The sequence below is a fragment of the Caballeronia sp. GAFFF2 genome (assembly GCF_023631485.1).
Lineage (GTDB): Bacteria > Pseudomonadota > Gammaproteobacteria > Burkholderiales > Burkholderiaceae > Caballeronia.
On record NZ_JALQDA010000034.1, the window covers coordinates 187,626 to 201,103 of the forward strand.

Sequence of the window (13,478 nt, forward strand, 5' to 3'; positions counted from 1 at the left end):
TGAGATGAGCGAGAAGGATAGGGTGGACCTGTGTGTCATCGGCGGCGGCATCAACGGCGCGGGTATTGCGCGCGATGCGGCGGGCCGCGGACTCTCGGTGATTCTGTGCGAGAAGGACGATCTCGCACAGGGCACGTCGTCGCGTTCCGGCAAGCTCGTGCATGGCGGGCTGCGTTACCTCGAATACTACGAATTCCGGCTCGTGCGCGAGGCGCTGATCGAGCGCGAAGTGCTGCTCAATGCCGCGCCGCATATCATCTGGCCGCTGCGCTTCGTGCTGCCGCATAGTCCGGGTGATCGTCCCGCATGGCTCGTGCGCACGGGCCTCTTCATGTACGACCATCTGGGCGGCCGCAAGAAGCTGCCGGGCACGCGTTCGCTCGACTTGTGGCGCAATCCGGAAGGCGCGCCGATCAAGGACGAGTACCGGCGTGGCTTCGAGTATTCCGATTGCTGGGTCGACGACGCGCGTCTCGTCGTGCTGAGTGCCGTCGATGCCGCCAAGCGCGGCGCCGAAGTGCTCACGCGCACCGCATGCATCGGCGCGCGGCGCGAGGGCAATGCGTGGCGCGTCGAACTGCGCGACACGCGCACGGGATCGACGCGCGTCGTGAACGCACGCGCGCTCGTCAATGCGGCGGGACCGTGGGTATCGGATGTCATCGGGCGCGCGGGCGCGAAGTCGACGCGCAAGGTGCGGCTCGTGAAGGGCAGTCATATCGTTACGCCGAAGTTCTGGGACGGTCCGCACTCGTATCTCGTGCAGAACCACGACAAGCGCGTGATCTTCATCAACGCCTATGAGGGCGACAAGGCGCTCATCGGCACGACCGATGTGCCGTGGGACGGCGCGCCGGAAACCGTGCAGATATCGAACGAGGAAATCGATTATCTGCTGACGGCGGTGAACCGCTACTTCAAGCATCCGTTACGCAAGCAAGACATCGTGCAGACGTTCTCGGGCGTGCGTCCTCTCTACGACGACGGCAAGGGCAATCCGTCGGCGGTCACGCGCGACTACGTGTTCGATCTCGACGCCAGCGGCGGCGCGCCCTTGCTGAATGTCTTCGGCGGCAAGATCACGACGTTTCGCAAGCTCGCCGAACACGCGCTGCAAAAGCTGCAGCCGACCTTCCCGAAGATGGGCCCCGACTGGACTTCATCGGCGACGCTGCCGGGCGGCGACATGGAAGGCGCCGACGTGCCGCGCTTCATGGCGAGTCTGCAAAGCCGCTACGAGTGGCTGCCGCGCAATCTGCTGCGCTATTACACGCAAACCTACGGCACGCTGACCTCGCAGGTGATCGACGGCGCGACCTCGCTCGCCGGTCTCGGCCAGCAGTTCGGACCGAACTTCCACGAAGCGGAAGCGCGCTACCTGATGTCGCACGAATGGGCCGAGTCGGCGGACGACATGCTCACGCGGCGCACCAAGCACGGCTTGCACATGAGCGCCGCGCAGAAGTCCGCGTTCGAAGCCTGGCTCGACGGCCTCGTGCGTAAATCCGCTTAAAGACACGAGACGAACATGGCATTCACGCTTGCACTGAACACGAATCCACTGGTGAACCGCTTCGCCGAACCGGGCGACCTGATCGACACCATCGCGCACGACATGAAAATCCGCGACGTGCAGTTGACGCACGAGTTCATCAATCCGTCGTGGCCGGCGGCAACCACGCGGCGGCTCACGCGCGAGATGCGCGCGGCGATGACGCGCACCGGCGTGCGGATCACCTCGGGCATGACCGGGCCGTATGGCCGTCTGAATCACTTCGGTCATCCGGATGCAGACGTGCGCCGCTACTACATCGACTGGTTCAAGTCGTTTGCGGATATCACCGCCGATCTGGGCGGCGACTCCATCGGCACGCAGTTCGCGATCTTCACTTACAGAGATTTCGACGATCCGCAACGGCGTGACGCGCTGCTGCAAACCGCGATCGATTGCTGGGCCGAAGTCGCCGAGCATGCCAAAGCGGCCGGCTTGAAATACGTGTTCTGGGAACCGATGTCCATTGGCCGCGAATTCGGCGAGACCATCGCCGCGTGCATGGCGCTGCAAGACCGCCTGAGCGCCGCGAACATGGCCATTCCCATGTGGATGATGGCCGACATCGACCACGGCGACGTCACCAGTTCCAACCCCGACGACTTCGATCCCTATGCGTGGGCGCGCGCCGTGCCGCGCGTGTCGCCGATCATCCATATCAAGCAGTCGTTGATGGACAAGGGCGGGCATCGCCCGTTCACCGCGGAGTACAACGCGCGCGGCCGCATTCAGCCGGAACCGCTCATCGAGGCGCTGCACGCGGGCGGCGGGCGCGACAACGAAATTTGCCTGGAACTCTCGTTCAAGGAACGCGAGCCGACGGATCGGCAGGTCGTCGCGCAGATCGCCGAATCGGTGGCATTCTGGGCGCCGCATTTCGACACCGGCATCGCCGATCTCAACATCTGAGGAGTCAGACATGCCAGGCACGATGACACAGAAGCTGATCAACGATGGCGATGCCGCCGTCGACGAGATGCTCGAGGGCGTCATGGCCGCGCACGGCGATCTGCTGACGCGCAGCGACAGCGCGCCCCGGGCGATCATCGCGCGCAACGGGCCGCGTGAGGGCAAGGTGGCGTTGATCATCGGCGGAGGATCGGGACACGAGCCGACGTTTCTGGGCTTCGTCGGCCGCGGTCTCGCCGATGCCGCCGTGATCGGCAACGTCTTCGCTTCGCCGCCGCCGCAACCGGCCGTCGATGCCGCGCTCGCCGCGCATGGCAACGCGGGCGTGCTGTTCATGTACGGCAATTACGCGGGCGATGTCATGAACTTCGACATGGCGACCGAACTGCTCGAACTCGACGGCGTCGAGGCGCGCACCGTGCTGACCACCGACGACATCGCCTCCGCGCCGCGCGACAAGCGCGAGACGCGGCGCGGCGTGGCGGGCAACGTGTTCATCTTCAAGGCAGCGGGCGCCGCGGCGGACCTGATGATGCCGCTCGGCGAGGTGGAGCGCGTCGCGCGCCATGCCAACGCGCGCACGTACACGCTCGGCGTGGCGCTCGCGCCTTGCTCGCTGCCGCAGACGCGTCAACCGAACTTCGAGATTGCCGCCGGCGACATGGAAATCGGCATGGGCATTCACGGCGAACCGGGCATGCGCCGGGAAGCCTTGCGCACGGCCGACGACATCACCGACGAAATCATGGATGCGATCCTCGCCGAGATGGGCGCGGCCAAGGGCGACCGCGTGGCGGTACTCGTGAATTCGCTCGGCTCGACGCCGCTCATGGAGCTTTACATTCTCAACCGGCGCGTTTCGCAGCGCTTGCAGGAGGCGGGACTCGTCGTGCATCGCACGCTCGTGGGGCCGCTGTGCACATCGCTGGAAATGGCGGGCGCGTCGATCACCGTCATGCATCTCGACGATGAATTGCAGCGCCTCATCGATCATCCGTGCGAGTGCGCGATGTTTCAGCAGAGGGCCGCATGATGTCCGCGCTTTCCACCGCCGACAACGCGCAACTGTTCCGCGAACTCGCGAGCACCATCGCGGCGGCGCGCGACGAACTGTGCCGGCTCGACGGCGTGATCGGCGACGCGGACCACGGCATCGCGATGGAACAGGGCTTTTCTGCCGCGTCCAGGGCCATCGACGCGTTGCCGTCCGACTGCACGTTCGCGGATCAGTGGAACGCCGCGGCCAAGGGTTTTCTCAACGCGGTCGGCGCATCGTCGGGGCCGCTTTACGCAACGGCGTTCATGCGCGCGGCGAAGGCGGCGGGTGCGCGTCAGGCATTGCCGCTGAACGAAGCGCCGGGGTTGATCGTCGCGATGGCCGAAGGCATCCGGTCGCGCGGCAAGGCGGAAGTCGGCGAAAAAACCATGGTCGATGCGTGGGCGCCTGCCGCCTCGGCAGCCGAACAAGGCATGGCGGACGGCTTGTCCGTGAGCGACATCCTGACCCGCGTTCGCGAAGCGGCGAACGCGGGCGCGCAATCCACGAAGGCGATGGTGGCGACCAAGGGAAGATCGGCGCGCCTCGGTGAACGCAGCATCGGTCACATCGATCCGGGCGCGGCCTCCGCCGCGATGGTCATCAACGTGATTGCAGAAAACTGGGGAAGACATGACACGCACTGAACGAATGGACAGCCGCGAGGTGAGCCAATGAGCGCAATGACTCCGTCGATCAAGCATCAGGGCAAGCGCGGCATGCGCGTTGTGATCGGCATCGTGTTGCTGGCCATTTTGCTGATCGCGATGGCCATGAGTACCAAAATCGTGAAGATCGGTTCCGGCGCCGATACGCAGACCAAGGAATTCGAGCCGGAAGCCTACGGCAAGAAGCAGTTTCCGAAGACGCAGGCCGCGATAGAAAAGCGCGCCGTCGATGCGGCGACGCTGGCCGCCGCCATTGCCAAGGATCAGGACGCGGCGGGCAAGCAATACGGCATCGCGGGCGGCGGCATCGGTCCTGAGATGTCGGTGAAGTTCTCGGGTGTCGCGGGCAAGGAAGACTCCGGCGTGTACGAAGTCAAGGTGCCGGGCCTGCCCGATTCGCTCGTCATACGCGTGCAGACGGGACCGGCGATCAACGGCACCGACTTGCGCGATGCCACGGGCGACATCAGCTTCGGGCAGTTCACGAATCAGATCGATTACCAGAACGCCGGTTACGCCATCAACACGGAGATGAAGAAACAGGTTCTGTCGAAGGTCGATACCGCCAAGCTGACGGGCAAGACAGTCGATGTCGTCGGCGTGTTCCAGCTGATCAATCCGAACGGCTGGCTCGTCACTCCTGTGAAGCTGGACGCGAAATGAGCACCATCGATCCAACCAACGAACAGGGCGCGGCGAAGGATGGCGTGCTGCTGTCTGCGCGCGATGTCGTCAAGTCGTATGGCGGCGTGCATGCGCTCAAGGGCGTGAACTTCGAGATTCATCGCGGCAAGGTCACGACGCTCTTCGGCGAAAACGGCGCGGGCAAGTCGACGCTCATGAAAATCCTCTCGGGCGTGGAAAAACCGACCTCCGGAGAAATCGAGCTGGATGGCGAACGCGTGGCGTTCACGTCATCGACGGATGCGCGCAATCACGGCATCTCGATCATTCATCAGGAACTGAGTCTCGCGCCGAACCTGAGCGTGCGCGACAACGTCTTCATGGGCCGCGAGCTGCGCACGCCGACCGGCGTCAACTTCGCCGAAGAAGCGCGGCAGACGCGCGCGCTGATGGAGGAACTCGAAGAAGACGTCGACCCCATGACGCTGGTGCGCGATCTGCGCCTCGGTCAGCAGCAGGTCGTCGAGATCGCGCGGGCGTTGTCGGTCGATTCGCGCATCCTGATCATGGACGAACCGACTTCGGCGCTGAGCGCATCCGAAGTGGAGGTGCTGTTCAAGGTGATTCGCGACTTGACGAGCCGGGGCGTATCGATCGTCTACATCTCGCATCATCTGGAAGAAGCATTGCAGGTCACGGACTATGCCGTGGTGCTGCGCGATGGCCGCATCACCGCGACGGCGGAGCGCAAGGACATCGACCTCGGATGGATCGTGCGCAACATGGTCGGCGAGAACTTCGACCTCGGCTCGCCGCCGACCGGCTACGAGTTCGGCGAAGTCGCGCTCGATATCGACGATGTCAGCATCGCCGATGAATCCGGCTCGGGCGTGTCCGTGGTCGATCGTCTGTCGCTCAAGGTGCGCGCGGGAGAGATCGTCTGCATCTACGGACTGATGGGCGCGGGCCGCACGGAACTGCTCGAAGCGGTCGCGGGACGCACGCGGCTGCCGGTGACGGGCGGAACCATTCGGCTCGAGGGCGAGAGCATGGCGGGGCTGAGTATCGCGCAGCGCATTGGCCGTGGGCTCGTGCTGGTGCCGGAAGATCGTCAGCGCGACGGCCTCGTGCCGACGATGAGCGTCGGCTCGAACTTGTCGCTCGCGAGCATCCGCTCTTTCGTGAAGGGCATCTTGATGTCGCCGCCGGTCGAGCGTGAACTCGTCGGCCAGTCGATCCGCAACGTGCACGTGAAGACCTCGGGACCGGGCGCTTCGATCCGTTCGCTGTCGGGCGGAAATCAGCAGAAGGTGGTGATCGGCAAGATGCTGGCTACCGGACCGCGCGTCATTCTGCTCGATGAACCCAGTCGCGGCATCGACATCGGTGCGAAGTCGGAAGTCTTTCGTCTGCTCGCCGAGAACGCGAAGAAGGGTTTGGCCGTCGTGTATTCGACGTCGGAAGTGGGCGAATGCCTGAGCGTTGCGCATCGCATCATCGTCATGCGGCGCGGAAAGATTTCCGCGGAATTCGGCCCCGACGCCAACAAGGACGACATCATGGCCGCCTCCGGCGAAGCCGTGGTCGCCTGAATCAGAACATGCCTGGAGACATTGAACATGAACGACGCCGCCAAAACATCGACTCGCTCCGGATCGTCCGGCGAAGGGTTCGACCTCGGCAAAGTGCTGCTCGAAGGACGCGCGTTCTTCGCGCTGATCGCCATCATCATCATCTTTTCGTTTCTCTCGCCGAATTATTTCGCAGTAGAAAACTTCCTTACGATGGCCTCACACGTGGCTATCTACGGGATTCTCGCGATCGGCATGCTGCTCGTGATCATCAACGGCGGCATTGATTTGTCGGTGGGTTCGACGCTCGGGCTGTCGGGCGTCGTCGCTGGATTTTTCATGCAAGGCGTGACGCTCAATATGTTCGGGGTCGTCATGTACCCGTCGGTCTGGGTCGTGGTGGTGCTGTGCTGCGCGCTCGGCGCGTTCATCGGGCTCGTGAACGGCATTCTCATTGCGCGCTTCAAGGTGCCGGCCTTCGTCGCCACGCTCGGCGTGATGTACGTGGTGCGCGGTTTTGCCCTTCTCATGACCAATGGCCTCACGTACAACAACCTGGGCGGTCAGGCGGACCTGGGCAATACCGGCTTCGACTACCTGGGCTTCGACCGCTTGTTCAACGTGCCGGTGGGCGTGCTGATTCTCGCGATCATCGCGATTCTCGGCAGTATCGCGCTCAATCGCTCGGCCTTCGGGCGCTGGCTCTATGCGTCCGGCGGCAACGACCGCGCGGCGGAATTGTCGGGCGTGCCCGTGAAGCGCGTGCTGATCAGCGTGTACATGCTGTCGGGAATGTGCGCGGCTATCGCGGGACTGATTCTTTCGTCGCAGCTCACGTCCGCCGGGCCGACCGCGGGCACGACCTACGAACTCACGGCCATCGCGGCGGTCGTGATCGGCGGGGCATCGCTGATGGGCGGCACCGGCAACATTCGCGGCACGTTGCTCGGCGCGTTCGTGATCGGCTTTCTGTCCGACGGGCTCGTGATCATCGGCATCTCGTCTTACTGGCAAACGGTATTCACCGGCGCGGTCATCGTGCTCGCGGTGTTGCTCAACGCCATTCAATATCGCCGCAAGGTCAAGCGTCCGACGCCGACCGGCGGCCCACTGGCTTCTCCGCAAGGCGGCGGCAAGGCATAGCCCGACCTCCGGCACGCGAGAAGAATATCGAAGTCCTGCGCCAACACCAACCCAAGAAAGAGACACGCCATGACTATGAAGAGAAAGACCTTGATCCTTGCGGCCCTCGCCGTGGCTGCGCCCTTGTTTGCGAGCCAGGCTCAGGCGGCGGGCGGGCTGATCAGCATTATCGTCAACGATCCCGCCAATCCGTACTGGCTCGCCGAAGGCAACATCGCGGCGGCGGAAGCCAAGAAGCTGGGCTATAGCGCGAACGTGTCGGCGTCGAAAGGCGACACGAACACCGAAAGCCAGCAGATCGACACGGCCATCACCAACAAGTCGGTTGCGATCATTCTGGATCCGGCCAATGCGAGCGGCTCCGTCGGCGCCGTGAAGAAGGCGATTGCCGCGAACATTCCGGTGTTCCTCGTCAACGCGGAAATCAACCAGCCGGGGCTCGCGAAGGCGCAGCTCGTGTCGAACAACGCGCAAGGCGCGGCGCTCGGTGCTCAGCAATGGACGAAGGATGTCGGGTCGAAGGGCAACTATGTCGAATTGCTCGGCTCGCCTTCGGACAACAACGCCGCGACGCGGTCCAACGGCTACAAGTCGGTGCTCTCGCAGTATCCGGATCTGAAGATGGTCGGCTCGCAAGTGGCCAACTGGGATCGTACGCAAGGCTTCAATGCGACGCAGAGCCTGCTGCAGGCGCACCCGGATGTGATCGGCGTGATCAGCGGCAACGATGAAATGGCGCTCGGCGCGATTGCGGCGCTCAAGCAATCGGGCAAGCTGAAGAACGTGAAAGTCGGTGGTTTCGATGGCTCGCCGGCCGCGGTCGAGGCAGTGAAAGCGGGCGAGTTGCAGTACACCGTGCTGCAACCGGTCGCGGAGTTTTCCGCCAAGGCCGTGCAGGAAGCCGATCAGTTCCTGAAGACCGGCAAGACGGGCGCCGCCAGCGAAAAGCAGTTGTTCGACTGCGTGCTGATCACGAAGGCGAACGTGTCGAAATACACCGCGCCGTTCGTGCTTTCGAAGTGACCTAGCAGGCGTTTTCATCCGCGCGCCGGGCGGGCATAAGGCACGTCCGGCGCATGACGCGGCCTCATTTGCAAGACACACTGTCCGACAACCTAACCATGTCTGATACCCCGTTCTGGGTCGGCACGAGCTGGAAGATGAACAAGACCCTGGCGCAAGCGATCGCTTTCGCCGAGGGTTTGCTCGCGAGCCCTGACGACCCGCGAATCCAGTGCTTCGTGATTCCGCCGTTCACCGCGATTCGCGAAGTGAAGTCGATTCTCGCCGAGACCAATGTCAAGGTCGGCGCGCAAAACATGCATTGGGCCGAAGAGGGCGCGTGGACCGGCGAGATTTCCCCGCCGATGCTGGTCGATTGCGGCATGGATCTCGTCGAACTCGGCCATTCCGAACGGCGCGAGCACTTCGGCGAAACCGACGACACCGTCGGACGCAAGGTCGAGGCCGCCGTGCGTCACGGATTGACGCCGCTGATCTGCATTGGCGAAACGCTCGCCGACAAAGAGAGCGGACGCGCTGCGGACGTGTTGGCCACCGAGGTGCGCGGCGCGTTGGCGCGTCTTTCTCCTGAACAACGAACGGCGCCGATTCTGCTCGCGTACGAGCCTGTATGGGCTATCGGCGAGAGCGGCATTCCGGCTAGTCCCGAATATGCGGATGCGCGTCAAGCCGAGATCAGCAAAGTGGCGGAGGAAACGCTCGGGCGAAGCATTCCCTGTTTGTACGGCGGCTCCGTCAATCCGGGCAACTGCGCGGAACTGGCCGCGTGCCCGCACATCGATGGACTTTTCATCGGCCGTTCGGCGTGGAGCGTGAGCGGCTATCTGGATATTTTGAAACGCGTCGGCGCGGTGCTTTGACTTGGCATGCGCCACCTGCATCGAACAATCGACGGAGATACTCATGAAGCTAGCAATTGGTGGAGACAGCGCCGGAGTGGGACTTGCACGCGTGCTGGCGGATTATTTGAAGGACCGCTTCGAGGTATTCGAGGTGTCGCACAATGAGGCGAGCCCGAACGAGTTTTACGCCAATCTCTCGGACCGCGTGGCCTCTGGTGTGATGAGCGGCGAATACGATCGCGCGATTCTCGTGTGCGGGACGGGCATTGGTGTAAGCATCTCGGCGAACAAGGTGCCGGGCATTCGCGCCGCGCTGTGCCACGATACTTATTCGGCGGAACGCGCGGCGCTTTCCAACAACGCGCAGATCATCACGATGGGCTCGCGCGTGATCGGACCTGAAGTCGCGAAGACCATCGCCGATTCGTTTCTCGCCAATTCCTTCGACGAGAATGGACGCAGCGCGGGCAATGTGAAGGCGATCAACGAGCTCGACGACAAGTATCATCGCTAGGATAGTGCTCGCTAGACCCGTGCGCCGCGCTTGCGCACGGGGCGCGTCGACGTGTGAAAGCGGTCCTCGGTTTGCTCGATAGCCTGTCCGAGAAATTGCAGGAACATGCCCATCGCGACCGTGGTCGTCAGATCGGAGCGTTGATACAGGCAACTGGACGATTGCGCGCCCGCATCGGCGAGCGGCGTCCATGCGAGCTTGCCCCCGGCGACGTCTTCCGCGACATTCTCCGCAATCAGAAAGCCGATGCCGATGCCATCCGCCACCAGCCGGCGCACCATGGCGACCGAACTGGTTTCGACGAGCGGTCGCGCATTGCGCCGGTCGCGGTGATCGATTTGATCGACCATCGCGCGCAATTCGGTATCCGGCGACATCAGGATGAGCGGATAGCCAAGGCAGTCGCGTAGTCGCGGACGTCGCTGGAGTTTCATGAGCGGATGTCCCGGTGGCGTGACCACGCCGAGGTGCTGCACATATGCGCGCACTTCCACGACGCCAGGCGGCGGCTTGCGACGCAGGCCGTAGCCAATGTCGGCCTCACCGGTCTCCACCCACTTCAAGATGTTTTCGCCGTTACCCGAACGCACGCTGTAGGTGACGCCCGGATAGCGCGTCATCGCGGCCTGAATCGCGCCGGGCACCAGATACTCCGCCGACGAAGGCGACACGGCCAGATTGACGTGTCCGCGCCGCAGCGAGCGCAAGTCCTCGACCTGAGTCATCGCGTTGTCGAAATCGCGCTGACCGCGCCGCACCGCCGCGATGATGATCTCGCCCGCCGTGGTGAGCTGCATGCCGCGCGGCAAGCGGTCGAAGAGCGGCGAGCCGACCTGTTCTTCCAGATTGAGGATCTGCTGATGCACCGCAGCCGCGGTCAGATGCAGCGATTCGGCCGCCTTGCGGATGGAACCGCGCCTGACGACTTCGTCGAAGCAACGGAAGGTCTGTGATATCGGACGCATGGCTTACCGTATGGATTTTTCTGACGACCCGTTTAAAACAATCAGGTTTTACTGACGCGTGGAATAGCCTAAATTTTGCTCCATCATCTTAACGGAGCAAACTGTGACTACCACCGTTGATCAAATCACCCAGCGTCGCCGCGGCGTCGGGCTCATAGCGCACGACCCGAACCTGTCCGCTGGCGGCTATACGCTGATCGCGCCGCAAACGGCAGGCGGGCGCGTGTTTCTCGTCGATATGCGCGGCGAAGTCGTGCATGAATGGCAGATGCCGGTGCGCCCCGGCCGTCATGCGGTGATTCTCCCGAACGGCAATCTCGGTTACAACGGCAATCATGCGGATTCGGAAGATCGATATGCGCCTTGGTCGATGTGGCACGGCGGCGATTTCTACGAAGTATCGCCGGAGGGCGAGGTGGTGTGGCGTTACCAGGACCCGGCGCATCATCACGACGCGCAGTGGCTGCCGAACGGAAACCTGCTGTACGCCGCGTGCGCGCCGGTGCCCGCGGGTTTCGCCGATCGCGTGCCGGGCGGCACGGCGCATGGTCCGGACGAGCCCATGTTCGCGGACGTGATCCGCGAAGTGAATCGCGCGGGCGAACTCGTGTGGGAATGGAAAGCCTGGGAGCATCTCGATCCGAAAGACTTTCCTATCGCGCCGGGCTTCGGCCGTTATCACTGGCCGCTCGTGAACGGGCTCGGTGTGAATGCGCAAGGCGAGGTGCTGATTAGCTTACGCACCACGTCGGGCATTATCGCGGTCGACCGTCGAACGGGCCACGTGACCATGCATATCCCACCGGACGTGGTTTCGCATCAGCATGCGCCGGTCGCGCTCGCCAACGGCAACATCCTCACGTTCGACAACGGCAACTTTCGCGCGGGCGCGCACGTGGCGTTCTCGCGTGTGCTGGAGATCGATCCGTCGACGCACGAAATCGTATGGTCTTACGCCGACGACATGGTCAACATGTTCTACAGCGCGTTCATGGGCAACGCCCAGCGGCTCGCGAACGGCAACACGCATATCACCGAATCGGCGACGGGGCGTCTTTTCGAAGTCACGCCCGCAGGCGAAGTGGTATGGGAATACGTGATTCCGTGGTTCGCCGAATACCCGGACGAAGCGGCCCGCAAGACAGGTCCGGGGCAATTGAACAGCGTCTTTCAAACCTTCCGCTACCGCCGCGAGCAATTGCCATGGTTGCCTGCTTGAGCGCCGTGCGCCGCGCGCTTCGAAACCATGGGGGTCTCGTGAAAGCTGAATCCGCCACGCATGATGTCGACGCGCGTTTGCCCGCATGGCAACTCGCGCTGTTCGGTTTGCAACATGTGCTGTCCATGGCCGCATCGCCCGTTACGGCGGTCTTTCTGATGTCGCGCATGTTGTCGCTGCCAGCCGAGATGACCGTGCATCTGATCGGCGCGACGTTCTTCGTGTGCGGCGCCGGCACGATCTTACAGTCGCTCGGCGCAGGGCCGGTGGGCGCGCGGCTGCCATTCGTGATGGTGCCGGGCGGCGCGCCCGCGATGCTCTTCGCCGTCATCGCGATGCAAACGGATCTGCGTACCGCGGCGGGCGCGGCGATCCTCACCAGTCTCTTCTACTGGATCGTGCTGCCGGTATTCGCACGCTGCCTGCGCTTCTTTCCGCGCGTGGTCGTGGGCGCCATGCTGCTGCTCGTCTCGGTCAGTCTCATCCGGATTTACGCCGGAATCGTCGTCGGGCAGCCGGGCACGCCGGGCTTTGCGCGGCCCGAGGCGCTCGGACTTGCGCTGCTGACCATCGTGGCCACGCTCGCGGTCGCGCGTCTCTTCAAGGGCACGCTGGGCAGGCTCGCGGTGCTGCTGGGTCTTGTCATCGGCACGTTCGCCGCCTGGGCAATGGGTTCGATGTCGCTAAGCGGCCTCTGGAGCGGCCCGCTCTTTACCTGGCCGATGCTATTGCCCTTCGGCATGCCGCGCTTCGACGTGCTGGCCGCGCTTCCCATGCTGATCTTCAGTGTCATTTCGATGGCCGAAGCCACTGGACAGACGGTTGCCGTCGGCGAGATCACGGGCAGGAAGATCGACGTTCGCCGCGACGTACCGCGCACGATACGCGGCGATGCGCTGGCGTCGCTGATCGGCTCGTTGCTCGGCACGTCGCTCATCATCACGAGCGCGGAGAATATCGGCGTCGTGCAGACCACGCGTGTGCGGTCTCGCTACGTCACCGCGACGGCGGGCGTGATGCTGATGCTCATCGCGCTGTTCGTGCCGCTCGGACGCCTTGCCTACGCGATTCCGGCGCCCGTGGTCGGCGGCACCGCGCTGATCGTCTTCGCGATGATCGGCGTGATGGGGATCAACTTGCTCGGCAAGGTCGATCTGCACGCGCGCGGCAATCAGTACACGCTGGCTGCGGCGCTCGTCATGGGTCTGCTACCGATACTCGTGCCGAACGTCTATGCAGCGCTTCCCGGCTCGCTGCAGATCGTGATGGGTAACGGCATGGCGGCGGGCACGCTGACGGCGATCATCGTCAATCTCATATTCGGCGCGTGGCGTCTCGCGCCGGTGGAGAAGGTTCAGTCAACCTGATTTCCGGACTTTCGAGCTCAGGCAGTTCTCCTTCTAACGCTCCTC

General features: G+C 63.4%; 13 protein-coding genes. 12 read left to right on the forward strand and 1 reads right to left on the reverse strand.

Annotated elements, in window-relative coordinates:
* The first annotated feature begins 4 nt into the window (after window positions 1-4).
* The 10 genes from NCT04_RS25520 (at window position 5) to derI (ending at window position 9,882) form a co-directional block, all read left to right on the forward strand.
* Window positions 5-1,513 (forward strand): glycerol-3-phosphate dehydrogenase, encoded by a 1,509-nt coding sequence (locus NCT04_RS25520; protein ID WP_244830443.1) that lies wholly within the window; start codon window positions 5-7, stop codon window positions 1,511-1,513.
* A 15-nt stretch (window positions 1,514-1,528) separates the two neighbouring features.
* Window positions 1,529-2,461 (forward strand): sugar phosphate isomerase/epimerase family protein, encoded by a 933-nt coding sequence (locus NCT04_RS25525; protein WP_250468266.1) that lies wholly within the window; start codon window positions 1,529-1,531, stop codon window positions 2,459-2,461.
* 10 nt (window positions 2,462-2,471) lie between these two features.
* Entirely contained in the window at window positions 2,472-3,494 is a 1,023-nt protein-coding gene (locus NCT04_RS25530) for a dihydroxyacetone kinase subunit DhaK (RefSeq protein WP_244830439.1), read from the forward strand.
* The gene (gene dhaL, locus NCT04_RS25535) at window positions 3,491-4,144 is read left to right on the forward strand and encodes a dihydroxyacetone kinase subunit DhaL (protein WP_250468267.1); all 654 of its coding nucleotides are present in this window, start codon (window positions 3,491-3,493) and stop codon (window positions 4,142-4,144) included. The genes NCT04_RS25530 and dhaL overlap by 4 nt, the downstream gene beginning before the upstream one ends.
* Before the next feature lie 27 nt (window positions 4,145-4,171).
* Window positions 4,172-4,828 carry a DUF2291 family protein gene (locus NCT04_RS25540; protein ID WP_250468268.1) on the forward strand — a complete coding sequence of 219 codons (657 nt, stop codon included), beginning with the start codon at window positions 4,172-4,174 and terminating at the stop codon, window positions 4,826-4,828.
* Window positions 4,825-6,381, forward strand: a complete 1,557-nt coding sequence (locus NCT04_RS25545) for a sugar ABC transporter ATP-binding protein (RefSeq protein ID WP_250468269.1) — start codon at window positions 4,825-4,827, stop codon at window positions 6,379-6,381. Before NCT04_RS25540 ends, NCT04_RS25545 begins: the two co-directional genes overlap by 4 nt.
* A gap of 27 nt (window positions 6,382-6,408) precedes the next feature.
* On the forward strand, window positions 6,409-7,503 hold the full coding sequence (locus NCT04_RS25550) for an ABC transporter permease (protein ID WP_244830432.1): 1,095 nt from the start codon (window positions 6,409-6,411) through the stop codon (window positions 7,501-7,503).
* A 69-nt stretch (window positions 7,504-7,572) separates the two neighbouring features.
* On the forward strand, window positions 7,573-8,526 hold the full coding sequence (locus NCT04_RS25555; protein ID WP_244830431.1) for a D-ribose ABC transporter substrate-binding protein: 954 nt from the start codon (window positions 7,573-7,575) through the stop codon (window positions 8,524-8,526).
* Between the two features lie 98 nt (window positions 8,527-8,624).
* The gene (locus NCT04_RS25560) at window positions 8,625-9,386 is read left to right on the forward strand and encodes a triose-phosphate isomerase (RefSeq protein WP_244830429.1); all 762 of its coding nucleotides are present in this window, start codon (window positions 8,625-8,627) and stop codon (window positions 9,384-9,386) included.
* A 43-nt stretch (window positions 9,387-9,429) separates the two neighbouring features.
* Entirely contained in the window at window positions 9,430-9,882 is a 453-nt protein-coding gene (derI, locus tag NCT04_RS25565) for a D-erythrulose-4-phosphate isomerase (protein WP_250468270.1), read from the forward strand.
* Between the two features lie 11 nt (window positions 9,883-9,893).
* Here derI and NCT04_RS25570 read toward each other — a convergent pair whose 3' ends face one another.
* Window positions 9,894-10,847 carry a LysR family transcriptional regulator gene (locus NCT04_RS25570; RefSeq protein WP_250468271.1) on the reverse strand — a complete coding sequence of 318 codons (954 nt, stop codon included), beginning with the start codon at window positions 10,845-10,847 and terminating at the stop codon, window positions 9,894-9,896.
* Between the two features lie 103 nt (window positions 10,848-10,950).
* Between NCT04_RS25570 and NCT04_RS25575 the strand changes: the two genes are divergently transcribed.
* Together NCT04_RS25575 and NCT04_RS25580 are read left to right on the forward strand one after the other, a co-directional pair.
* Window positions 10,951-12,066 (forward strand): aryl-sulfate sulfotransferase, encoded by a 1,116-nt coding sequence (locus tag NCT04_RS25575; protein WP_250468272.1) that lies wholly within the window; start codon window positions 10,951-10,953, stop codon window positions 12,064-12,066.
* A 38-nt stretch (window positions 12,067-12,104) separates the two neighbouring features.
* The gene (locus NCT04_RS25580; protein WP_244830422.1) at window positions 12,105-13,433 is read left to right on the forward strand and encodes a uracil-xanthine permease family protein; all 1,329 of its coding nucleotides are present in this window, start codon (window positions 12,105-12,107) and stop codon (window positions 13,431-13,433) included.
* Window positions 13,434-13,478 lie beyond the last annotated feature (45 nt).